This is a genomic window from Microbulbifer variabilis ATCC 700307 (assembly GCF_000380565.1).
Classification (GTDB): Bacteria; Pseudomonadota; Gammaproteobacteria; order Pseudomonadales; family Cellvibrionaceae; genus Microbulbifer; species Microbulbifer variabilis.
In genome coordinates this window covers 441,255-464,652 of record NZ_AQYJ01000028.1, presented here as the reverse complement: position 1 = coordinate 464,652, position 23,398 = coordinate 441,255, and the positions used below count along the sequence as shown (strand labels likewise).

Genomic DNA, 23,398 nt, shown 5'->3' with positions numbered 1-23,398 from the left:
TGGGCGCAACAAAGCACCAAGCGACCGCAGATACGCGGCCAACAGAGCTTTCTCAGGGAAAGCCCGACGTCTAGGAATCTATCGCCGGGCGTGGGCAGCTGGAGGCTGCTACTGGACCCGACGGAGGGTTGCAACAATCATCAATCATCCTCCGCAGTTATTGAATTCTGGATTCCGCCATAGTACCTGGCGGGTTATGGGCAAATTAGCACTACCCGGGGATAGGAGCAAGGATAATCCCGGGAAGCCTCTCAGTAATTGCCCCGCCACAAAAAGCAAAGCCGGCAAAAGCCGGCCTTCGAATCCGATTACAGCGAGTGCATCACCTTTCTCGACTCACCATAACCCGATCAGTTGAGTATAGATCCGGCTTTTTCTTTCGCCATCGCGTTTACTCGGGAAACATCTTCTCCTGCGGGTGTTTCCACCAAGTGACGAATTTATAAAGGTTTTATGACACCCCCAACTACCTCTCCCAGACCTCCACCTCCTCGGGGTGGGAGGCCGTCAATGCGTGACTGCGATTCAATACCAACTGAGAGAACCGCAACAAGTACAACAAAAAATGGGAAGCGCTATGCCAACAACAAAATTTACAGGACCCGGCACAAAGGCCGGGCTGATTCTGGGGGCAGTCTTCTGCTCCATCCAAATACCGGTGTGGGCATCTGACACACCAGACCCCACAGAGGTCAATATTCCCGGCAACCTACAAAGCCAACTGGGCTGCGATGGCGACTGGCAACCAGGTTGTGTCGCCACCCTGCTCAGCTATGACAGCGAAGACAACAAATGGCAAGGCAGCTTTTGGATACCCGCCGGCAACTGGGAGTACAAAGCCGCTCTCAACAACAGCTGGGATGAAAATTATGGCTGGGGCGGCCAGCGGGACGGCGGTAATATTTCCCTTAGCCTGGATGAGGCCCGCGAAGTTAAATTTATCTACGACCACGAGACTCACTGGATCACCGACAACCACAGTAGCGTGGTCGCCGCTGTAGCCGGCAACTTCCAATCCCTGCTGGGGTGTCCGGGAGACTGGCAACCCAGTTGCCTGCGCAGCTGGATGCAGGATGCCGATGGAGATGGCACCTACACCTTTATCACCTCAGCGCTTCCTGCCGGTTCCTATGAATTCAAGGTAGCACTGCACGAAGGCTGGGAGGAGAGCTACGGCAACAATGGAGCCAACGTCAGCTTTACCGTGGTCGCCGATTACGACGAAATCTACTTTGCTTTTGACTCGAATAGTAAAGAAGTCACCGTCAGCAGTGACGGCTTCGCCAAGGGTGACCTGAGCAGCGATAAAGCGCACTGGGTGGATACCAGCAGCTTTGCCTGGGATATCCAGGTGCAGGAAGGCACCAAGGTTAAATTGCACTACAGCAACAGCGCCGAGCTAAAACTGGAGGACGGTGATATCCGTTCCGATGGCACCATTGATCTCACCCCTCTCGCCACCCTGCCCGACAGCGCCCAACAAAAATTCCCACACCTGGCCAGTTTCAGTGCCTGGCAATTGCCAGGGCAGGCCTCCATCAGTGATCTGGTCACCCAGCAGCTCGCCCTCGCCGCTTACGATGCGGAGGGCAACTTACTGGATGCGACTGGTGTGCAGATGGCAGGTGCGCTCGATGATCGCTTTTACTACGACGGTGAACTCGGTGCCCGTGTCGGCGAGGAGAGTATCCAACTCGATCTTTGGGCACCCACCGCACGGGCAGTAAAGCTGCACCTGTTTACAGACTCCAGCAGTCATAGCGCCGATCAGGTGGTATCCATGCTGCGCGATGAATCTACCGGGGTTTGGAGTGCCGATATCGATAAGCAGTGGGACCGCAGCTTTTACCTCTACGAGGTCGAGGTGTACTCCTACTTCAGCCGCCAGGTTGAAACCAACCTGGTCACCGACCCCTACTCCCTGAGTCTCTCCATCAATAGCGGCAAAAGCCAGATCGTCAACCTGGATGACCAGGACCTGAAGCCGCGCGGTTGGGACCGCCTGCGCAAGCCCCAGTTAACCCAGCCGGAAGATATCAGTGTCTACGAGCTGCACGTACGCGATTTCAGTATTGCGGATCAAACTGTCCCCGAAGCAGAGCGCGGCACCTTCAAGGCTTTCACCCGCAAGCACAGCGACGGCATGCGCCACCTCAATAAACTGGCCCGCGCCGGCCTCACCCATATCCACCTGCTGCCGGCCTTTGACTTTGCCACAGTCAATGAGGATCGCACGCAGCAGCAGCAAACCCCGGACCTCTCAGACTACGCATCGGACAGCAGCGAGCAGCAGGCCCAGGTGGATTCTGTTCGCGATACCGATGGCTTTAACTGGGGCTACGATCCATTGCACTACACGGTCCCCGAAGGCAGTTATAGCAGCGCTCCCGATGGACCTGCGCGCATTCGCGAATTCCGTCAAATGGTGCAAGGGTTATCCCACTCCGGCCTGCGGCTGGTGATGGACGTGGTTTACAACCACACCAGCTCCTATGGCCAATACGACAACTCCGTACTCGATAAAATCGTCCCCGGCTATTATCACCGCCGCAATCTGGAGGGCGGTGTGGAAATGAGCAGCTGCTGCGCCAACACCGCCAGTGAGCACGCCATGATGGAAAAGCTGATGATCGATTCCCTGGTCACCTGGGCCCAGGCCTATAAGGTGGACAGCTTCCGTTTCGATCTGATGGGACACCACAGCCTCGACAATATCCTCAAGGCGCAAGCGGCATTGCAATCACTGACCCCGGCAGCCGATGGTGTCGATGGCAACGCTATCTACCTGTACGGCGAGGGCTGGAATTTTGGCGAGGTGGCTGACGATGCTCGCTTTGTACAGGCCCGCCAGGGCAATATGGCGGGCAGCGGTATAGGCACTTTTAACGATCGCCTGCGCGATTCCGTGCGTGGCGGCAACCCCTTCGGAGGCTTTGAGGAGCAGGGCTTTGGTACCGGTCTGTTCACCGACAGCAACGGCAAGTTTGAGGGAGAAGATGAGCGTGCCACACTGCTAACCCTGACAGATAAAGTCCGCGTTTCCCTCGCCGGCAACCTGGCGGATTATCCTTTTGAAGATGCCAACGGCAATATCATTACCGGCAGCGAGCTGGTCTATAACGGCCAGCCCACCGGCTATACCGCCGACCCGCAGGAATCCATTAATTATATTGCCGCCCACGACAACGAGACGCTGTTCGACGGAGTACAGATCAAAGCCAGCGACAGCGCCGACTTGGCTGAACGAGTGCGTATCCAGGCATTCAGTAATTCCCTGGTTCTGTTCGCCCAGGGAGTGCCGTTTATCCACGCAGGCCAGGATTTCCTGCGCTCAAAGTCGATGGATCGGGACAGTTACAATTCCGGTGACTGGTTTAATGCACTGGACTTCAGCCTCGCCACCGATAATTGGGGTATAGGTTTGCCTATCGCCGATAAAAACGAAGATAACTGGTCCCTGATGCAACCTTTACTGGCAAACCCGGAATTGGCTCCCGAGCGCCGGCACCGCTTGTGGAGCTCCGCTCTATTCCGCGAGCAGCTGGCGATTCGCAACAGCTCTCCCCTGTTCCGCTTGTCTGATGCAGAGTCCGTAAAGGCACACCTCAATTTCCTCAACACCGGACCCGGCCAGATTCCTGGGCTGATTGTGATGGAGTTATCCGATGCCAATGGCAACATCGATCGCCGCTTTGAACGTATTGTGGTGCTGTTTAATGGCGATGACGAATCATTAGAATTTAGCAGCGAAAACCTCATTGGTGAGTACCTGTTCAAGCACCCACGTCAGCGTCGCTCTGTAGACTCACGCCTGTACAAAGTGAAATTTGATCGGAGCAGCGGCACCTTTACTCTGCCCGGCCGAACTACCGCAGTATTTGTGCAGCCACGCCGCAGATATTAATTCTCCACAGATTAAAAAAGGCCGGATTTTCCGGTCTTTTTTTGGATTTTTTAGAAACTTTTTTCCGGCTCTCACCAAGTAATAAACCCATAATTGTCATATTCCGCAGATTGATTTAGCTTGTGCTTAAATAATAAATAGGTACACAAATCATGAAGCGTTTCCTTCTCTGCGGTATCGCAGTGACTCTTTTCTCTTCCTCAGTGCTGGCAGAAACCATTATCCACGCAGGCACACTCCTCGCTGTTCCCGGTAAAAAACCTTTAAAAGAGCAAAGCGTAATAATCGAGGATGGCAGGATTACTTCCATCAGCCCTGGTTATGTGAACAGAGATGATGCCGAAGTCATTGATCTTAGGGAAAGCTTCGTAATGCCGGGCTTAATGGATATGCACGTTCACCTGCAAAATGAGCTGGGACCCCAAAATGATTCCGAAACCCTTAAGATGTCCATGCCACTGACCCAAATGCGCTCGCAAATGTTTGGCATGCGTATTCTGAAATCTGGTTTCACCACTGTGCGCGATGCGGGTAATAGCGGTGAAGAAATGTATGCAATGCGCGATGCAATCAACAATGGCTGGGTAGATGGCCCACGTATTATTGCAGCCGGCGGAGTGGGTATTACCGGAGGGCATGCAGATATCAGTGGGGTCAGCCCCGAGTTAATGGCGTTGCATGACGACAAAACCAGAACTGTATGCGACGGCCCCTACGATTGCCGCCGTGCGACCCGTCATGCGATCAAATACGGCGCTGACTTTATCAAGATTACCTCTACCGGTGGTGTACTTACCGATCGCGCTACAGGTACCGGCCAGCAGATGGAAATGGATGAGCTAAAAGAGGTGGTCCTGGCAGCCCAGCGTATGGGGCGCAAGGTAGCCAGTCATGCGCACCAGGAAGAAGGCATTATTGCCGCATTGGAGGCTGGTGTAGACAGTATTGAGCACGGCACCTACGCGGGCCCCCGCGCCCATAGGCTATTTAAAGAAACCGGCGCCTACCTGGTTCCGACCCTTCTCGCCGGTGATACCGTGGTACAGCTGGCAAAAAATACCGATGTTTTATCTGAGGCTCAGAAGGAAAAAGCCATACGTGTTGGCACGGACATGCGCGGCAATTTCCGTAAAGCGGTCGATGCCGGAGTAAAAATTGCTTTCGGCACCGACTCAGGTGTATCCAAACACGGCATCAATGCCCGCGAGGCGGTCCTGATGAGTGAAGCCGGTATGGATAATATGGCCATCCTGCAATCCGCTACCGTTAACGCCGCCGACCTGATCGATATGAGCGATTCACTGGGCACCATTGAGTCCGGTAAGTATGCCGATATTATCGCCACCGATGGCTCGCCACTGGATAATATCGATGAACTTTTAGATGTGGATTTTGTGATGAAAGGGGGCAAGGTCTTTAAGAATTAAAAGCCTCTGAATAGTTTAAAACCGAGTTTGAAATATCCGAACTCAGCTTTAAATAATTTCTACAAAATAAAAAAGGCCGGATAACTCCGGCCTTTTTTATTGGGATACTTAAAGAGAAGTGAAAGTTAGTTTCCCTCTTTTCCTTCTTCATCCTCATTTTCAATCAAATGACCAAGCTTACCTTTCTTGGTGGACAAATACTTGGCATTGTGGGGATTGCGTCCGGATTGGTGCGGCAAGCGCTCAGTCACATTAATCCCCAAATCCTCCAACGCTTTTACTTTGCGCGGGTTATTGGTCATCAGACGAATAGCATGGATTCCCAGGTGCTCGATCATCGCTTTCAGAATAGAGTAATCCCGCATATCAGCACCAAAGCCCAACTGCTCGTTGGCTTCCACCGTATCCGCACCACAATCCTGTAGGTGGTAAGCGCGAATCTTGTTTAAAAGGCCGATGCCACGACCTTCCTGGCGAAGGTAAAAAATCGCTCCGCGCCCTTCCATCGCAATGCGATGCATCGCATGCTGTAACTGGGCACCGCAATCACAGCGCAGTGAGAAGAGCGCATCTCCGGTCAGGCACTCTGAATGAATGCGGGCTAACAAGGGTTCATTGGTGTCGAAATCCCCCATAGTGAGCACCACGTGCTCTTTACCGGTTTCCACTTCCTCGAAACCGTGCATCTCAAACATTCCCCAGGATGTGGGCAGCTTTGAGGACTCTACATATCGAATGGTCAACTTAATACCTCTTCAATTCAGTTCCGAGCACGCAATATCAGTACGCCACTCTGCTGTTCCATATCTACCCGCCCCAGAAAACTGTTTCCCAAAAGGACGACACGGGGAAAATCATCAGAGTGCACAGTGGCCGCGACATTGTGCAGTTTAATACCGCCGATAGTGACACTGCTGAGATTTATCAGGTATGCACTCGTCATCCCATTTGCAGTAGAAATGGGTATTTTTCTAGCTGAGCTGAGGTTCAAACCCAGGCGCCGCGCAGTAGGATAATTGATTGCGATACTGGTTGCTCCAGTATCCACCATCATCGGCACCCGCATTCCATTCACCCAAGCATCTGTACTGTAGTGACCTCGGCTATCAGCGGAGAGCCGCACCTCCGCCTTATCCGCTTTGGCATAGCTCGCCGCTATAGGTGCATCCAGGGTGAGTTTCTGTTCTCGACCAGCAACATTGATACGTGCGTGGCTGCTAGTTGTCTCCAGGAGAAGGACGCCTTCAGGGGATTTATCACCACTTTTCAAAATTCGCTGGCGACCATCGATTTCCAATAAGGCTCTATCGCCGAACAGGCCTCTCAATTGTACCTGCTGTGCTCCTACCTCGGCGGTAATCAGAAAGCCAAATAAGAACAGTATGTAGCTGCGCATCGCGTCTTCCTTATCCCGCTAGGCTCCCAGTATCCAGGCAGTCAGTTGCAACACCAGACCTGCGTAAACGGCAGCAAGTATATCGTCCAGCATAATCCCGATGCCACCTCGCACTTTCTTATCAGCCCAATTGATGGGTGGGGGCTTTGCAATATCAAATATGCGGAAAAGCACAAAGCCATACAGGGCCCACGCCCAACCTGCAGGGGCCAAAAACATGGTAAGCCAGTAACCCACCATTTCATCCCAGACTATCCCACCGTGATCATGGACACCCAGCTTGCGAGCAGCTGCACCGCATAAATAACAGCCCAGCAGGCCCGCCAGAAGAACAATCCCTAAATACCAGGCTGGCGACAACCCCTGCATTAACCACCAAAATGGAATCGCAACTAAAGTGCCGAAGGTGCCAGGCGCCTTTGGAGCGAGGCCGGAACCAAAACCAAAGGCCAGTAGCATGGTGGGGTCACGCAGGAGCTGGGGAAAAGTCGGGTTCTTTCCACTCATAGTGTTTGTATCCAAGGCCTCTAGTGGCGTTCTCTACTCATTAAAAGTGCCAGTTCAAAAGTGTTGGTAGCCCTTTGACGGCGCTTGCCAGGGCTCACCATTGTGCCAGCAACGCACTTCGGCAGCGCCAGCACTTAGAGTCCCAATAGCAGTCACTCCTAGCTCCAGCTTTTCCACTGATTCCACCTTTTCCGGGGGCACAGTAAAACAAAGCTGGTAATCATCGCCACCACCAGCAGATAAAGAAAGGGCATTCGCACCAGCAAGTGACTGCGCTATGGGAGAAACAGGCAGGCGCTCCAGATAAATATCAGCGCTGACGTGGCTGGACTCACAAATATGGGCCAGGTCTGCTATCAAGCCATCGGAAATATCTAAAGCGCTGCTGGCGAAGTCAGAAATCGCTGCCGCAGTGGCGAATTGCGGCTCGGGAAAATAAAAGGCGTGCTCAGCCTGATGTTGCACCTCAGCTGGCACCCGCTGATCACCGAGAATTACCGGCAGGGCAGCAGCTGCCGCCCCCAGAGGGCCACTAACATAAATAGAATCTCCACAACCGGCACCATCACGGCGCAATGGCCGGGCAGTCTGTCCAATCACCTGGATAGTAATCGACAGAGGACCGGCTGTAGTGTCTCCTCCCACCAGGGAAACGCCAAACTGCGCAGCGGTTTGCAGTAAACCACTGGAAAATTTGCGCAACCAGTTAGCGTCACTTTCAGGTAAGGTAAGCGCCAGAGTAAACCAGAGTGGCCGGGCATTCATGGCAGCCAGGTCACTGAGGTTAACCCGCAGCGCTCGGGCAGCTATCGCCGCCGGGTCGGCCTCGGCGGGAAAATGTCGACCCGCCACCAAAGTATCCATAGACGTAGCCAATTGGCCCTGGCTGGGAACCTGTAGCAAAGCGCAATCATCACCAATTCCCAGAACCACACCCTGCCCTTGCGGAGCACTGGCAAAAAAGTCACGAATAATTTCAAACTCGCCCGGAGCAGCTCCCATTTTCTGCTTCAGGCTTTCTTGTCCGCCGCCACTTCTGGCGCACGCAGATCCGCAGCTGTTTTATCCAGGATGCCGTTAATGAATTTGAAGGCATCGGTAGGACCAAATTTTTTCGCCAAAGCTACAGCTTCGTTAATGACAACTTTGTAGGGCACATCAATACGATTTTTTAATTCGTAGGTGGACATACGCAGAAGGGCTCTGGAAACTGGGTCGAGCTCATCCACTTTACGGTCCAGGTGCGGAGTGAAAGCACTCTCAACTTCGTCCAGATTCTTGGCAACACCGTGGAAAATATCGCGGAAATATTCCACGTCGGCCTTGCTCATATCATTGTCAGCATGAAACTCAGCTTCAATCGTATTAAGGCTGGCGCCGGCAATCTGCCACTGGTAGAGCGCCTGCATGGCGTAGTGACGCGCCTTGCGGCGAGCGGATGCAGTTACGGTCATTGTTTTTTCCGGTAGATACTTCACAGAATGGGGGTGCCGGCAAAATAGGCCGGCACTTCGGCAATTTAAATTTTGCCGAGCAGGGAAACCATTTCCAGAGCCGTCTCGGCAGCCTCACAACCCTTGTTACCAGCCTTGGTGCCGGATCGCTCAATCGCCTGTTCGATAGAGTCCACGGTAAGCACACCAAAAGTTACCGGGATACCGGTATTCAGTGATACCTGGGCCAGGCCCTTGGTGCACTCGCCAGCCACATATTCAAAATGTGGGGTGCCGCCACGAATCACCGCTCCCAGGGCAATAATGGCATCGAACTTCTTAGTCTCAGCCAATTTTTGAGCGGCCAATGGGAATTCGAAAGCACCCGGCGCATAGTAGATAGTGATATCTTCATCCTTGATGCCCTTGCGACGCAGGGTATCCAGTGCACCATCTTTCAGGCTCTCAACGACAAAACTATTCCAGCGACTGACCAACAGCGCATACTTGCCAGTGCTGCCGACAAAATCCCCTTCGATCACTTGAATATTATTCATAATTTCCAGTCCATATTTCTTTCTATAACGCCGGTACTTGTCGACGTTACAGCTCTATTTACTCTTCGGCGTTCAGATACTCTTCCACTTCCAATTCAAATCCGGAAATGGCACTGAACTTAAACGGTGCACTCATCAGGCGCATCTTGCGTACCTTGAGGTCACGCAGTATCTGAGAACCTGTGCCCACCTGCTTGTAGACCAGGTCCTGGCTGGGGCGCTGCTGCTTGCCGCTGATCAGCCAGTCGATACTTTCCTCAATCTCTTCGGTGGTTTCGTTGTGGCAGATAAGCACCACAACGCCTTTACCTTCTTTCTCAATACGCTGCATTGCGCGGCGGAAAGTCCAGGGGACAAATTTTTCGTCGCCTCGGCGAATTGTGAGTACATCACGCAGTGTATTGCCCACATGCACCCGCACCAGAGTCGGCTCTTCCGGAGTGGGATCCCCTTTAATAAATGCGAAATGTCTCTCCCGTCGTGCTTTATCGAGATAGGTGCGCAATTTGAATTCACCGAATTCGGTACGCACTTTGCGCTCATTAACACACTCAACGGTCTTTTCATTCAAAGCGCGATAGGTAATCAGGTCGGCGATAGTACCGATCTTGAGATCGTGTTCTTTAGCAAACTTTTCCAGATCCGGGCGGCGCGACATAGTGCCGTCTTCATTCATGATCTCAACGATCACAGCGGCGGCCTCGAAGCCCGCCAGACGCGCCAGATCGCAGCCTGCCTCGGTATGGCCCGCGCGGCTCAATACGCCACCAGGCTGGGCCATAATCGGGAAAATATGGCCGGGTTGTACGATATCACTGGGCTTGGCATTCCTACCCACTGCGGCGCGTACGGTGCGCGCTCGATCTGCAGCAGAAATACCGGTAGTAACTCCCTCAGCAGCCTCAATAGATACGGTGAAGTTTGTACTGAACTGGGCACCGTTTTCCCGCGACATCAGCGGCAGGTCCAGTTGCTCACAGCGCTCCTTGGACATGGGCATACAAATCAGTCCGCGGGCATGGGTAGCCATAAAATTGATGTCTTCGGCGCGTACCTGCTCCGCCGCCATCACCAGGTCACCTTCATTCTCACGATCTTCATCATCCATCAGGATCACCATTTTGCCCTGGCGGATATCATCGATCAGTTCTTCAACCGTATTTAATTCCATTGTTAACTCTGGATAAATTTATCAATTGCTAATTGAGCGGCTATCCCTGCTATTCACTCCCACCCGCCCTCACTGGCGCGGTATGCCGGGATGAAACCGGCTAGCGCTTGTAAAACCCATGCTGGGCGAGAAACTCAAGAGTCATACCCTCATCGCTGGATTTGGCTGCTTTATCACCGAGTAACAAGCGCTCCAGATAGCGTGCAATAAGATCTACCTCGAGGTTGACCCGGGTACCTGCGCTGTAGCTTCCCATAATGGTTTCCTGCAGCGTATGCGGCACAATCGTCAGTTCAAACTCTGCACCATCCACCGCGTTGACTGTGAGGCTGGTGCCGTCAACAGTGATCGACCCTTTGTGCGCAATATAGCGGGCCAGATTTTCCGGCGCGCGCAAACGAAAGCGCTCGGCCCGGGCCTCGGATTTGCGCCACACAACCTCACCAATGCCATCCACATGGCCACTGACAATATGCCCACCAAGGCGGGTTTGCGGGGTGAGAGCTTTCTCCAGGTTAGCTCGGTCACCTTTTTTCCAGCTACTGACACTGGTGACGTCGAGTGTCTCTGCAGAGACATCCGCCCAGTAGCCATCGCCAGGCAGATCCACTACTGTCAGGCATACGCCATTGGTTGCGATACTGTCCCCAAGCCCGACATCGGTAAGATCCAGCTTGCCACTCCTGACGCGCACACGCAGATCTCCCCCTTGGGGCTGCAGCTCGGCGATTTCACCAACAGCTTCAATAATTCCGGTAAACATCAGCGCTCAATATCGGTAGTTGCAGTGATACGCCAGTCGTGACCGACGGCGCGCATATCAGTGATCGTGATCGGCAGCACCGAGCCCATACGCTCAATTGGCAGCTCGAATAGCGGCCGCGCCGTGCTGCCGAGCAGCTTGGGAGCCAAATAGACTATCAGCTCATCTACATGGCCGCGATACAGGAACTCACCGGAGAGGGTCGCACCACTCTCCACCAGGATCTCATTACATTGGCGTCGCGCCAGCTCCTCGAGCAGAGCGAGCAGGTCCACCCTCCCCTCTTTGTCCTGTGGCAGAATGATGACTTCAGCACCTGCCCGTTCCAGGCGCTCGCGACGCTCCGGGTCCGCACGCTCGGTGGTGCACACCAGTGTGGGGGCATCGCCCTGTAAAATAAAGGCTTTTGCCGGGGTGCGCAGCTGGCTATCAACAATCACCCGCAGTGGCTGTACCTCAGCTGCCTGTTCAGCAGCGAGCAGCTCAAGGGCCATTTCATCGGCGCGCACATTTAGGTTTGGGTTGTCGAATCGCACTGTTTCTACACCGGTCACAATTGCGCAACTGCGTGCCCGTAAACGCTGTACATCGGCACGCGCCGCAGGTCCGGACACCCACTTGGACTCACCACTGGCCATCGCCGTACGTCCATCCAGGCTCATCGCAGATTTACTGCGCACGAGAGGAAGACCCAAAGTCATCCGCTTGATAAAACCCGGATTGAGCGCTCGGCACTGATCCTCTAAAAGAGGCCCCTCCACTTCTATATTGGCATCGCGTAGTTTTTGTAGCCCCTTGCCACCCACCCTGGGGTTAGGATCCTGCATTCCATATATCACACGAGAGACACCAGCTTCGATCAAGGCCTCTGTACAAGGGCCAGTGCGACCAGTATGACTACAGGGCTCCAAGGTCACATAGACCGTAGCACCCCGGGCTCGCTCTCCTGCATCGCGCAGGGCTTCAATTTCTGCATGGGGCTCACCAGCACGTTGATGCCAGCCCTCGCCGACAACAACACCCTTACTATCGGTGATCACACAACCCACACGGGGGTTGGGCATAGTGGTATACAGCCCACGCTCCGCCAGTTGAATAGCTCGGGCCATCAGGGATTGGGGTGTATTTACAGCCACTTGAATCATTTCCGTTGGGTTTCCTTACTGGTCAGGCGCTCAATCTCTTCACTGAAGTCACTGACATCCTCAAAGCGCCGATAGACCGAAGCAAATCGCACATAGGCCACCTGGTCCAATTCCCGCAGCTGCTCCATAACCAGTTCACCAATAGCGCGCGCCGGCAGTTCGCGCTCACCAGTCGCCTGCAAAGCATGCTTGATTTGAGATACTGCAGATTCTACCCGCTCAGTGCTGACCGGGCGCTTTTCCACCGCACGCTGAATACCCGCACGCAGCTTATCCTCGTTAAACGGTTCGCGTTGACCGTTTTGTTTGATTACCCGCGGCAGAAGTAATTCCGCTGTTTCAAAAGTGGTAAAACGCTCGTGACACTCAAGGCATTCGCGCCGGCGGCGCACTTGGTCGCCCTCGGCCACCAAGCGGGAATCGACTACTTTGGTTTCTTCTGCGCTGCAGAACGGACAGTGCATGTGGGATCGTCCCCAGGGGAGTGGAAAATGGGCCGCAGTTTACCACAGCCGTTGCACTGTGTGTCTGCGCGACGCACCGCACCGGTGCAGTCGGCCAGACAGATTAAGAACGGGCATGTACTTCCATAAAAAAAGCGGCCAACAAGCCGCTTTTTTAACTGGAAGAGCTATCAGGCCTTCTTGTACACAGGAAATTGCGCACAGATTTCAAGAACCTTCTGCTTCACTTCGGTAATAGTGGACTCTGCATCACCCTTTTCCAAGGCATCGAGAATGTCACAAATCCAATGAGTCAGTTGCTGGGTTTCCTTCACACCGAAGCCACGGGTAGTAATCGCCGGGGTCCCAACACGCAGGCCGCTGGTGATAAATGGAGAGCGCGGGTCATTGGGGACTGCGTTCTTGTTCACCGTAATGTTTGCATTACCCAGGGCCTCATCAGCATCTTTACCAGTGTATTCTTTACCAATCAGGTCCACTAGCATCAAGTGGTCATCGGTACCACCGGAAACGATATTGATACCACGATCCAGGAAGGTCTCCGCCATTGCGCGAGCATTCTCTACCACCTTCTTCTGGTAAGCCTTGTATTCAGGGCTCATCGCTTCTTTAAAAGAAACCGCTTTGGCTGCAATAACGTGCATCAGCGGGCCACCCTGACCACCGGGGAATACGGCGGAGTTCAGCTTCTTCTCAATTTCTTCATTGGCGCGCGCCAGGATAATGCCTCCGCGTGGACCGCGTAGGGTTTTGTGAGTCGTAGAGGTTACTACATCCGCATGGGGAATCGGCGAAGGGTACTCTCCAGCAGCAACCAGGCCAGCAACGTGTGCCATATCGACAAACAGGTAAGCACCAACCTTATCCGCAATCTCACGAAAACGGGCCCAATCCATTACACGGCTGTATGCAGAGAAGCCGGCAACAATCATCTTAGGCTTGTGCTCGAGAGCCAAACGCTCCACTTCCTCATAATCTACTTCGCCAGTTTCCGGGTTCAACCCGTATTGGACCGCGTTGTAAATCTTGCCTGAGAAGTTGACTCGAGCACCATGAGTCAGGTGACCACCATGGGCCAGACTCATTCCTAAAACGGTGTCTCCTGGCGCGCATAACGCCTGGTAAACCGCAGAGTTAGCTTGAGAGCCGGAGTGAGGCTGCACATTGGCATAATCGGCACCGAAAAGCTCTTTGGCGCGCTCAATCGCCAAAGTTTCCACCTTATCCACATACTCACAGCCACCGTAGTAACGCTTACCCGGATAACCCTCTGCGTATTTATTGGTCAGGCTGCTGCCCTGGGCTTCCATGACTTGCGGGCTAGTGTAGTTCTCGGAGGCGATCAGCTCGATATGATCTTCCTGGCGAGAGTCTTCTTCCCGAATGGCTTCCCAGATTTCGGGATCGTAAGAAGCGAGTGTGACTGATGAATCAAACATGGTGTTCCCTCGGTAATGCGGGCTGAGTAGAGTTTTGTGTAGCTCGGTACCACTTTGCTCAGGTCTTACAGCTTGGCTTCTGGCGCCAATCGGGCCACATGGACTACTCAAAGAATCCTGAGCATTTTAGAAAGGCGCGCATTGTACACCAAGGGCAAAGGGATTGCGCAAAAACGAAAACGCGGCCATTTGGCCGCGTTTTCTTTTAGCCATATCGGCTTAGAACCTCACAATCAGGGAGCCAGACCAATAATCCACATCCGCCTCAATAAAAGTGTACTCAGTTTCAAAGATGACTTTCTCTGACAGCTTGAAACCAGCTCCGATACCAGCAGAGGCACCGCTGTCGGAATACTCACCAAAGTAGTCTACATCCAGTTCCTCATGGAGATAACCCAGACGCCCTTTCATGTAAATATCACCTTGCGTGCGATAAGTAGCATATAGCGCCTGCGTGGCGAGGGAGTAGTTCTCATCTCCCCAGTAATAGTCATACTCACCCTCAACCAGAGAGTCAGTAAGCTCAACTTCAATTCCCCAGCCTGAGTTCGAGGTGTAACCAGCGCGGATACCGGCATTAAGGGGACTATCTCCACTGGCATCAGTATTCATCACACCGAAAACACCACCGACATATGCACCTTCTGCCTGTGTAGTCGCTGAACAAACCAAAGCCGCAGCTACAGCCAAAACCTTAAAATTAAAACGCATCATCTTCCCCCTACCTCTGAAGATATAAAAACGGGCGGATTATAGGGGGGCATGCAATGTATGCAAGCACTTACTTAAACGCACTATAAAAAGCCAAGTGTGAAATAGAAAAATCACTAGAAGTACTTAAGACGCGGGCGCCAAATGTAAAATTAGGCCTCGCTACAATGTCACCTGTTGAAAAATTAAAAGCGATAACTAAAAGCCCCGGACAAAAATCCTACATCTTTTTCGAGGATGGTGTACTCCAGCTCAAAATTACTACTGGCACCAAGAAGAAATCCAATACCTGCCCCAGCAGTAATACCAAAATCGTCACTGTTATCACTGCCCACGGTGACATCCTCATATAGCAGCCCCAAACGCCCTTTGAAGTAGATATCACCAAGTGTTCGATAAGTTGCATAGCCAGCCAGACTATACATATCCACATCCACTTCTTCCCCAAGGACTTCTACCTCACCACTTATCAAGGAGCCAATATATTCAACTTCAACTCCCCAGCCTGATACCAGGGAGTAGCCAGTTCTCAATCCAACCCCCGTGGGATTATCAACCCCCTTGAAGTCAAAATTCATTGTCCCGACAGCAGCCCCCCAATAACCCCCTTCCGATAATGCCGCAGAAGACAATAGTGAAAGAATACCGGCGACTATAAATTTTGTAATTTTTTCCATGGATATTCCCAAATTTGCCAAACGCTTAACTAATTAATAGTGAAATAACCACTCTTATCCTGTCCACCATCCAAATATCTATAACTATATGTCACTTAGATCAATACAAGCGGCATGAAATAAATAGTCATACTCATGAAAAACATAAAATATCTATTCAAATTCTTATGAAGAACAATCAGTCGAAGATTAGCGCAAAAGAAAAGAGCGGATTTGAATTGAAAGTAGGCGTGGATTAGTAAACGGTCAAATTAATATCCATCAATATTATTCAAAATAATACCAATGACTGACTAACCAGTAGATTTAACCGACAAAAACAATATTCCAAATTAATATTGCTTTCAATCATTACACATAAGGAGCGGGGGAAGCAGTAAAAGAATAGGTATATTGCATTATATTCCTCTCTTCATCCTACAAACTTTTCCTCACTTGATCCAAATCAACTCTCGCTTGCTCATCCCAGCAACAATATAGCCAGAAACTGATCGCGGAGGTCTGGGATGAATACCATCTATCGGCAACTGTGCTGTGACCACAAACATATGCAGCAAATGCTCAACGCTTTTGAGCAGTTATTGCTGGATCTATTTGGACGCAGCGACCGCGACCCTAACACATTGACGTTAATACTTGATGCGCTGGATTATTTTTCGGTCTACCCAGATAAATACCACCATCCAGTTGAGGACTTGATACTTGCCCGTCTCCTGACCAAACCAATACATGGGCGGGATGCCATCTATGAGGCACAAATGCAACACGAGCAAATTGCAGCTGCAACCAAACATATGTGCGCACTATTTTATGCTGTTGCGAATGATGCGATGGTAGAGCGAAGAGTATTACAGGGCGCCAGTAACAACTATTTACAACTTCAACGCAGCCATATCAGCCTGGAGAATTCAGCGATTTTTCCCCAGATAGAACAATACCTAGACGCTGAAGATTGGAAGCAGATAAACAAACAAGTCGCGGAAATCAAAGACCCGCTTTTTGATGAGAATGCAAAAAAAATCTACGAATCTTTGCGTAACTACCTGGTACAACCAGAAACCGCAGAGAAAGCCCTCGCTTAAGGTGTAAAAAAATTACTACTAATGAATCAAAGGAGGAAGCATGAAAACTAAACGCCACGGCATTTCAATTGGCATGGAGCGTATTGACAATAATTTCTTTCTCTATATCAAGGCAATTGGCCAGTTGACCCATGAAGATTATGAGCATATTACGCCATTACTTGAGTACGCCCTCGAAGGCGTAAAAAGCCCACAAGTACAAATGCTAATTGACCTCAGGGATTTCGAGGGGTGGGGATTACATGCAATTTGGGACGAATTCCAACTGGCATTAAAACACGGCAATGAATTCTCCCGGATCGCCGTACTTGGGGATGAAGAGTGGCAGGAAATCGCCACCAAAGTAGGAGGATGGTTTATGAGTGGTGAAGTGCGCTACTTCGAGGAGCAGCACAAGGCCATGGATTGGCTGTCACAGGCAACAGAAGAAAAAGTTGAAAAAAGTGAGGCCAGGGAAGATTTAGCTTTCTCCACACACTCCTGATAAGTAGTGGATTAAGGGGGCGTTTTCGCCCCCCTTTTTTTGTCACTAATTTTAACTATCCACCTCGTGCATGAAAAAGTGACCCAACCCTCTAGGAATAACTACTCTACATTTTCATTATCAAAGCCACAATGAGTTCCGGCTACTTCACTAAGCCCAAGTAAATCCACAATTTTTACAACTCTGCCATCCGCCTTAATCAGCCCTTCTTTCTGGAAGCGAGAAAAAATCCGGCTGACTGTTTCAGCGGTAAGACCGAGGTAATTGGCAATATCTGTCCGCGGCATGGAGAGGATGAATTCGCTGTGAGAATATCCACGACTGGCATAACGACTGGATATGTTGATCAGTAAAGCAGCTAGACGCGTATCCGCCGAGCGTTTACCCAACAGCATCAAAATATCATTTTCCTGACGTAACTCCTCGGAAAAAATACTGTAGATTTGTTGCTGTAATGCCGGAACTTGTTGCGCGAGTACTTCCAATTGCGCAAACGGTAAAAGACAAACACTACTATCCTCCAAAGCTTCAGCATAACTGGAGTGAAGACGCTTACTGTAGGCATCAAGACCAAGCAACTCTCCAGGAAGAGCAAAATGGGTGACTTGGGTATCCCCATCTGAGGCTATTACGACACTTTTAAAACTACCGGAACGGATTGCGTAAAGATTTTGAAATGGATCGCCTGACCGGAACAAAGCCTCACCAGCTTTGACGATTTTTTTCCTGCGGGTGACTTTTTCCAGTCGATCAATATCCGTCTGAGACAAGCCAGCAGGAAGGCATAGACGCCTGACTGAGCAGTTACTGCAACTTACCGCCACTGATGAATCTATCATGCCTAAGCGACCGGTTAACAATTTGCGGCAATTGTACCCACTCCTCCAACAAGCGTCTTTAGCTGAATTTCAAAAAACAAAAAGTGAAAAAAATTTCCTATCGGACATTCAGTCAAGCGTTCAATTTCCTTAAAAATAGCGTGTAAAAATTTAAGAATTATTTTTTACACAAAAGAATCACGGCTGACCACTAATATCTTTTCTGTATGCTTAGCCTTTCTGTCGTTTAATAAAAAAACCCGCTACTAGAACTACCACTTTCAGTGAACTGATGACCAGCCAGACAGCATGGCATGCTATTCACAACCATCCCTTGCTGTTTTTCCCTGTTGGATCTATTTCGGTTTTGAGCTTACAAAACTCTTCTGCCCATGCAGAGGTGCGAATACGCACCGCTGCCTTCTTACTCTCTATGATCTCCAAAACTACCTGTGCAACTTGGTCAGCGCTCTGGTAACGCCTTGCAGTTTGTTCTGGAGTCCGCTTGTGGATACGGGAGAAGTACGGCTCGAATTCCCCCCCATAGCCCCCTTCCGGCACTCCTTCATCCAACTCCAACTGCGAGAGGATACTATTGGCAAATTCAGAGTGGATACCACCTGGCACTACAGCACTTATAAGATAGAACCGCCTTGGTACTGGGTACTACCCAAGGTAATTCACATCCATTATCCGTTGGGGTCTCCTCGTCACTGGCCATTTCAGTCGTTTTGACAGACCCAGCGCCAGTATTAGTGACCAGGTTATCAATCCGGCCCTGCTCCCTGACAACAGTCTCAACACAGCGCTGCACGCCCTCGATGCTCAGAACATCCAGTGCCAAGACCCTGAGATTCCCTCTATTTCCAGTCCTCTCTTTCAGGAAGCCTGCCTTGGTGAGGTTACTCATGGTTGTATAAACGATACATTCCTGCGCGGACAGTTGCAGAGCCAGATTGAAACCCAACCCGGTAGATGTCCCACTATTCAAAGTAACCTTTCCCATTTATCGATTCCTAGAATTTAATACAAATGTAAACCAACCAGTGTATTTTATGGCATACCAAAAAAGTAAACCGATTCGTTTACCTTTTAAATAAACAGAGACCACTGCTCCACTTTTCAGCTACCAGTGAGAAGCTGATACCATTAGCCGCAATTGAAACGGCATGCCTTATGGTCCATGTCCCAAATCCCTGCCCAGGTAAAGTTATTTCTATGAGCATCGCTGATCCAGATTTTATTAAAGCCCTGCCCAAGGCAGAGCTTCACCTGCACATTGAAGGCTCCCTGGAGCCAGAACTCATGTTTGAATTGAGCAAACGGAACAATATTGAAATCCCATTCAATAGTGTTGAGGAAATCAGGGCTGCCTATAAATTCCATAACCTGCAGTCCTTTCTGGATATTTATTACCAGGGTGCCTCAGTCCTGATTCATGAGCGTGACTTTTATGACCTGACAATGGCTTACCTCGAGCGCTGTCAGGAGGATAATGTTGTACACACAGAGATTTTTTTTGATCCACAAACCCACACAGAAAGGGGGATCGATATCGGCGTGGTCATTCGTGGAATCCACAGTGCCCTCAAGGATGCGGAAAATGAATGGGGTATAAGCAGTCATCTGATTCTCTGCTTTCTTCGCCACCTGAGTGAGGAGGAAGCTATCACAACCCTGGAAGCAGCCAAACCTTACCTCGATTTCATTAAGGGGGTTGGCTTGGACTCCTCAGAACTTGGCCACCCACCAGTTAAATTCCAGAATGTTTTTGCTATGGCCAAAGAACTGGGCCTGGAGCGTGTCGCCCATGCAGGGGAGGAAGGGCCGGCAGAATATATTAAAGAGGCTCTCGATATACTCGATGTTAGCCGTATAGACCATGGGGTTCGCTGTGTGGAGGATAAGGCTTTGATTGATCGCCTTAAAGAAGAAAAAATTCCACTAACTGTATGTCCCTTGTCCAACACTGCACTTTGCGTCTACGATGATATGAGCGAGCATCCGATCCTCAATCTGCTTGATCAAGGGCTCTGCGTTACTGTAAATGCCGATGATCCGGCCTACTTCGGCGGTTATGTCAACCGAAACTACCTGGCTCTAAGCGAAAGTCTGGGGATGACCAGGGAGCAGGCAAAACAACTGGCTCTAAATAGCTTTAAAGCCAGTTATATTTCCGAAACACAAAAACAGAAATGGGCGAAAGCTATTGCTTCAATTGAGACAGTTGCAGAGCTTTAATTAATTTTCTGTTCCAATTAAGGGATTCTTGAGGGGCAACCGAATATTCAGTTGCCACTCATATTAATCCTCATCGTAACCGCAATGGGTCCCAGCCAATTCACTGAGCCCAACCAAATCTAATATCTCCACCGCCCTACCACTCACTTTAATTAAATTCTCACGCTGAAAACGTGAAAAAAGTCGGCTAACTGTTTCTGCAGTCAATCCCAGGTAATTCGCTATATCAGTTCTTGGCATAGACAAAACGAATTCACTGTGGGAATAACCGCGACGGGAATAGCGACTGGAAATATTAATCAGTAGAGCCGCCAGGCGAGTATCGGCTGAGCGCTTGCCGAGTAACATCAGAATATCGTTTTCCTGACGTAGCTCCTCGGAAAAAATACTGTAGATTTGCTGCTGCAGGGCTGTCACCTGATGGGCCAATAACTCCAACTGGGTGAACGGCAACAGGCAAACACTACTGTCCTCAAGTGCCTCAGCGTAGCTCGGATGAACCCGACTGCTATAGGCATCAAGTCCCAGCAATTCCCCTGGTAAAGCAAAGTGAGTCACCTGCGTATCACCATCAGCAGCAATCACAGCCGTTTTAAAACTACCGGAGCGAATCGCATAAAGGTTGGCAAAAGGGTCGCCAGAGCGATAGAGGGTCTCCCCTGCTTTTACTATTTTCTTTCGGCGAGTAACCTGCTCCAGTCGATCAATATCCGCTTGAGATAATCCCGCGGGCAGGCATAAACGTTTAACGGAGCAGTTACCGCAACTAACCGCTACTGAGGAGTCAATCATACTAAACCAGCCGGTAAACTAATTTGCGGCAATTGTACCCGCTGTAAAAGCGATCGTCTCCTGTAGTTACTTAAAGAACCCGGGAATATTGCGCATCGGTATGCTGATTATGTAAATAAATATCGAAAGCTGAAGCCACATTGCGTACAAACCACCGCCCTTGATCAGTAACAGTAATATTGTTTTTATCCTGGTAAATTAGACCATCCTCAAACATAGGCTGCAGGCGTTGGAGCTCTTCATAAAAATAATCATCAAAAGGAATCCCCACCCGACGCCCGGCTTCGTTTTTGTCCAGGCGCAGACGGCACATTAACTCTGTTATAGCCCACTGGCGCAAACGGTCTTCTTCACTCAAAAACCATCCTCTGCAAGACGCATTACCCCGCTCTCCTATAGCCTGGGCATACTCTTTCAAGCGATGCAGGTTTTGCCAGAAACCATCTCGGCTATAGCTAATCGCCGAGGCCCCAAGCCCCACCAAGGCGTCGGCAGGCATCAAGGTATAGCCTTGGAAGTTTCTTTGCAGCATCCCGCTATGGGAAGCCTTTGCCAGCTCATCTCCCGGGCGAGCAAAATGGTCCATACCCAAGAATTCATATCCAGCGCGTCCCAGGTGCTCTACTGCGGCCAATTGCATAGCCACTTTTTCTGCGGCTGATGGAATAAGGTCAGTATCGATCAGGCGCTGCGCTTTAAAACGATGGGGCAGGTGTGCATAGTGATAAAGTGCAATTCTGTCAGGCTGCAAATCCAATACTTTATCCAGGGTACTGTGCAGGCTGTAAAGATTTTGTTTTGGCAGGCCGTAAATCAAATCATAGGAGATAGACTCAAAACCCCGTTCGCGCGCCGCAACTGTCAATTCAGTAACCTGGTCAGCGCTGCAAATACGGTTAATTGATCTCTGTACTTCGATATCAAAGTCCTGGACTCCCAGGCTCAAGCGGTTAAATCCGAGTTCCCGCAGGGTATCCAGCGTCTCCAGTTCCAGGGTACGTGGATCGGCCTCAATACTGTATTCCACCCCATCGCCAGGATGGAGGTTAAACACCTCACCCAGCCCTTCCATCAAACGCCGCATATCTCCATCACTGAGGAAGGTGGGAGTCCCGCCCCCCAGGTGCAACTGGGTTACCGGTACCTGCGCTACCTTGTCTCGATACCAACGAGCTTCTCGTAGCAGGTTGTCAAGGTAGCTGGAGGCGAGGCCATATTGAGAGGTAATAACTTTATTGCAAGCGCAGAAATAGCAGAGTGAACGGCAAAAGGGGATATGAACATAAAGAGAGAGGCTGCGAATATCCTGCAAAGCTTCCCAAGGCCTAATATTGCCATCCAGTGGTTTGAACCGGTCTGCTGTAGGATAGGATGTATAACGGGGGCAGGGCCCGCTATAGCGGGACAGCAACTCTTCTGACAAGCCACCCATGTTACTTTTGGTTTCCTGCATCATATTCCTACAACCTCAATCAATCGTTTGCGACAGCCCCCCCGCACAAACTAAAAGGCAGCCACCGAGTTCCTTTTAAGAAAACCGCAGCGACTGCCCCATCCCAAACTAGAGTGTCGCTACCTTAGAAGCGGTAGCCCAGACCCGCCATATAAACCAGCGGATCGATATCCACTTTAGCGGTGATATTACCCACACCCGGTACCTTGACGGTGGCATCGGTATCGATATCCATCCAGAACACGGAAACATTGAACAACCAACGCTGGTCAGCGCCAAAAGCGAAGTCGACGCCAGCTTCTGCAGCCAGGCCGAAAGAGTTATCCAGGGAGAGCTTGGCGTCCCCAGTGGCATTAAGCAGCTCTTCAAACTTCGCATCTGCAGTGCTACTAATTTCCTCATCGAAGAAAGCGGTGTAGTTCACACCGAGACCAACGTAGGGCTGGATTGTGGACTGAGTATCCATCGGGTACCACTGCACTAACAGAGTCGGCGGCAAGTGCTTGGTTTCACCCAGCTCAAAAGTGTCTCCGAGGCCTTCAGCTTGAATTTCATGAGTGAAAGGAGTTGCGGCTACCAGCTCCACACCCCAATGATCGCGGAACATATACACACCGGTCAGGCCCAATGCAGAGCCATTATCCACATCAACACCAGTATTCGGGACAGCATCCCCATTGGCAAAAAGTGTGCTGGAACTGGTGTCGGGCGCTACAGTGGCCATACCACCACGCAAAATAAAGCTACCCTCTTCGTAGGCCAGTACTGGGGCAGAGAGTACGGCGGTCAAGGCGGCTGCTGCATAAGCAGTTTTACGATTCATCAACTTCTCCATATAGCGATTTGGCATTTTTCCCGACTCAGGAAGGGCCCCCTCCAGGCACAATCACAAGTCGCAGGAAGGTTAACCCCTGGCTACAAAAACGGGCTTGAT

General features: G+C 50.8%; 24 protein-coding genes. 5 read left to right on the top strand and 19 right to left on the bottom strand.

The window, feature by feature from the left end; all coding sequences use genetic code 11:
- The first annotated feature begins 577 nt into the window (after positions 1 to 577).
- A complete protein-coding gene (gene pulA / locus G367_RS0117790) occupies positions 578 to 3,904 on the top strand; it encodes a pullulanase-type alpha-1,6-glucosidase (protein ID WP_020414517.1) in 3,327 nt (1,108 codons plus the stop codon).
- A gap of 152 nt (positions 3,905 to 4,056) precedes the next feature.
- Entirely contained in the window at positions 4,057 to 5,331 is a 1,275-nt protein-coding gene (locus tag G367_RS0117785; RefSeq protein ID WP_020414516.1) for a metal-dependent hydrolase family protein, read from the top strand.
- A 125-nt stretch (positions 5,332 to 5,456) separates the two neighbouring features.
- On the opposite strand, the gene ribA is transcribed toward G367_RS0117785, so the two are convergent.
- From ribA to G367_RS0117720, 13 genes are all read right to left on the bottom strand, one after another.
- A complete protein-coding gene (gene ribA, locus G367_RS0117780) occupies positions 5,457 to 6,074 on the bottom strand; it encodes a GTP cyclohydrolase II (RefSeq protein ID WP_026305223.1) in 618 nt (205 codons plus the stop codon).
- Between the two features lie 17 nt (positions 6,075 to 6,091).
- On the bottom strand, positions 6,092 to 6,727 hold the full coding sequence (locus tag G367_RS0117775) for a retropepsin-like aspartic protease family protein (protein WP_020414514.1): 636 nt from the start codon (positions 6,725 to 6,727) through the stop codon (positions 6,092 to 6,094).
- Positions 6,728 to 6,745: 18 nt separating this feature from the next.
- Complete coding sequence (locus G367_RS0117770) at positions 6,746 to 7,234, bottom strand: phosphatidylglycerophosphatase A family protein (RefSeq protein ID WP_020414513.1); 489 nt, start codon at positions 7,232 to 7,234, stop codon at positions 6,746 to 6,748.
- A 54-nt stretch (positions 7,235 to 7,288) separates the two neighbouring features.
- A complete protein-coding gene (gene thiL, locus G367_RS0117765; protein WP_020414512.1) occupies positions 7,289 to 8,236 on the bottom strand; it encodes a thiamine-phosphate kinase in 948 nt (315 codons plus the stop codon).
- 8 nt (positions 8,237 to 8,244) lie between these two features.
- A complete protein-coding gene (gene nusB, locus G367_RS0117760) occupies positions 8,245 to 8,688 on the bottom strand; it encodes a transcription antitermination factor NusB (protein WP_020414511.1) in 444 nt (147 codons plus the stop codon).
- Positions 8,689 to 8,753: 65 nt separating this feature from the next.
- Positions 8,754 to 9,224 (bottom strand): 6,7-dimethyl-8-ribityllumazine synthase, encoded by a 471-nt coding sequence (gene ribH, locus G367_RS0117755; RefSeq protein WP_020414510.1) that lies wholly within the window; start codon positions 9,222 to 9,224, stop codon positions 8,754 to 8,756.
- Between the two features lie 58 nt (positions 9,225 to 9,282).
- Positions 9,283 to 10,395, bottom strand: coding sequence for a bifunctional 3,4-dihydroxy-2-butanone-4-phosphate synthase/GTP cyclohydrolase II (gene ribBA, locus G367_RS0117750; protein ID WP_020414509.1), 1,113 nt, complete (start codon positions 10,393 to 10,395; stop codon positions 9,283 to 9,285).
- Between the two features lie 100 nt (positions 10,396 to 10,495).
- Positions 10,496 to 11,158: a riboflavin synthase gene (locus G367_RS0117745; RefSeq protein WP_020414508.1), complete on the bottom strand. Its 663-nt coding sequence runs from the start codon at positions 11,156 to 11,158 to the stop codon at positions 10,496 to 10,498.
- A complete protein-coding gene (ribD, locus tag G367_RS0117740) occupies positions 11,158 to 12,303 on the bottom strand; it encodes a bifunctional diaminohydroxyphosphoribosylaminopyrimidine deaminase/5-amino-6-(5-phosphoribosylamino)uracil reductase RibD (RefSeq protein ID WP_020414507.1) in 1,146 nt (381 codons plus the stop codon). Before ribD ends, G367_RS0117745 begins: the two co-directional genes overlap by 1 nt.
- Positions 12,300 to 12,767, bottom strand: coding sequence for a transcriptional regulator NrdR (gene nrdR / locus G367_RS0117735; RefSeq protein WP_020414506.1), 468 nt, complete (start codon positions 12,765 to 12,767; stop codon positions 12,300 to 12,302). The genes ribD and nrdR overlap by 4 nt, the downstream gene beginning before the upstream one ends.
- Before the next feature lie 170 nt (positions 12,768 to 12,937).
- The gene (gene glyA, locus G367_RS0117730; protein WP_020414505.1) at positions 12,938 to 14,206 is read right to left on the bottom strand and encodes a serine hydroxymethyltransferase; all 1,269 of its coding nucleotides are present in this window, start codon (positions 14,204 to 14,206) and stop codon (positions 12,938 to 12,940) included.
- Between the two features lie 219 nt (positions 14,207 to 14,425).
- Complete coding sequence (locus G367_RS0117725; RefSeq protein ID WP_083922772.1) at positions 14,426 to 14,920, bottom strand: outer membrane beta-barrel protein; 495 nt, start codon at positions 14,918 to 14,920, stop codon at positions 14,426 to 14,428.
- 182 nt (positions 14,921 to 15,102) lie between these two features.
- A complete protein-coding gene (locus G367_RS0117720) occupies positions 15,103 to 15,594 on the bottom strand; it encodes an outer membrane beta-barrel protein (RefSeq protein WP_020414503.1) in 492 nt (163 codons plus the stop codon).
- 506 nt (positions 15,595 to 16,100) lie between these two features.
- Here G367_RS0117720 and G367_RS0117715 point away from each other — a divergent pair.
- Positions 16,101 to 16,676 carry a hemerythrin domain-containing protein gene (locus G367_RS0117715; RefSeq protein ID WP_020414502.1) on the top strand — a complete coding sequence of 192 codons (576 nt, stop codon included), beginning with the start codon at positions 16,101 to 16,103 and terminating at the stop codon, positions 16,674 to 16,676.
- A gap of 40 nt (positions 16,677 to 16,716) precedes the next feature.
- Positions 16,717 to 17,160 carry a SpoIIAA family protein gene (locus G367_RS0117710; RefSeq protein ID WP_020414501.1) on the top strand — a complete coding sequence of 148 codons (444 nt, stop codon included), beginning with the start codon at positions 16,717 to 16,719 and terminating at the stop codon, positions 17,158 to 17,160.
- Positions 17,161 to 17,261: 101 nt separating this feature from the next.
- Here the strand turns inward: G367_RS0117710 and fnr (G367_RS0117705) are convergent, their stop codons facing one another.
- The 3 genes from fnr (G367_RS0117705) to G367_RS0117695 form a co-directional block, all read right to left on the bottom strand.
- Positions 17,262 to 17,999, bottom strand: a complete 738-nt coding sequence (gene fnr, locus G367_RS0117705; RefSeq protein WP_026305221.1) for a fumarate/nitrate reduction transcriptional regulator Fnr — start codon at positions 17,997 to 17,999, stop codon at positions 17,262 to 17,264.
- 300 nt (positions 18,000 to 18,299) lie between these two features.
- A complete protein-coding gene (locus G367_RS0117700) occupies positions 18,300 to 18,605 on the bottom strand; it encodes a hypothetical protein (RefSeq protein WP_026305220.1) in 306 nt (101 codons plus the stop codon).
- Positions 18,583 to 18,984: an SDR family NAD(P)-dependent oxidoreductase gene (locus G367_RS0117695; RefSeq protein ID WP_026305219.1), complete on the bottom strand. Its 402-nt coding sequence runs from the start codon at positions 18,982 to 18,984 to the stop codon at positions 18,583 to 18,585. Before G367_RS0117695 ends, G367_RS0117700 begins: the two co-directional genes overlap by 23 nt.
- Positions 18,985 to 19,196: 212 nt before the next feature.
- On the opposite strand from G367_RS0117695, the gene G367_RS0117690 reads away from it, so the two are divergent.
- Positions 19,197 to 20,219 (top strand): adenosine deaminase, encoded by a 1,023-nt coding sequence (locus tag G367_RS0117690; protein ID WP_020414499.1) that lies wholly within the window; start codon positions 19,197 to 19,199, stop codon positions 20,217 to 20,219.
- Positions 20,220 to 20,282: 63 nt separating this feature from the next.
- On the opposite strand, the gene fnr (G367_RS0117685) is transcribed toward G367_RS0117690, so the two are convergent.
- From fnr (G367_RS0117685) to G367_RS0117675, 3 genes are all read right to left on the bottom strand, one after another.
- Positions 20,283 to 21,011: a fumarate/nitrate reduction transcriptional regulator Fnr gene (gene fnr / locus G367_RS0117685; protein WP_020414498.1), complete on the bottom strand. Its 729-nt coding sequence runs from the start codon at positions 21,009 to 21,011 to the stop codon at positions 20,283 to 20,285.
- A 70-nt stretch (positions 21,012 to 21,081) separates the two neighbouring features.
- Positions 21,082 to 22,467: an oxygen-independent coproporphyrinogen III oxidase gene (gene hemN, locus G367_RS0117680; RefSeq protein ID WP_157533605.1), complete on the bottom strand. Its 1,386-nt coding sequence runs from the start codon at positions 22,465 to 22,467 to the stop codon at positions 21,082 to 21,084.
- Positions 22,468 to 22,588: 121 nt separating this feature from the next.
- Positions 22,589 to 23,287 (bottom strand): OmpW/AlkL family protein, encoded by a 699-nt coding sequence (locus G367_RS0117675; protein ID WP_040629129.1) that lies wholly within the window; start codon positions 23,285 to 23,287, stop codon positions 22,589 to 22,591.
- Positions 23,288 to 23,398: the final 111 nt, after the last annotated feature.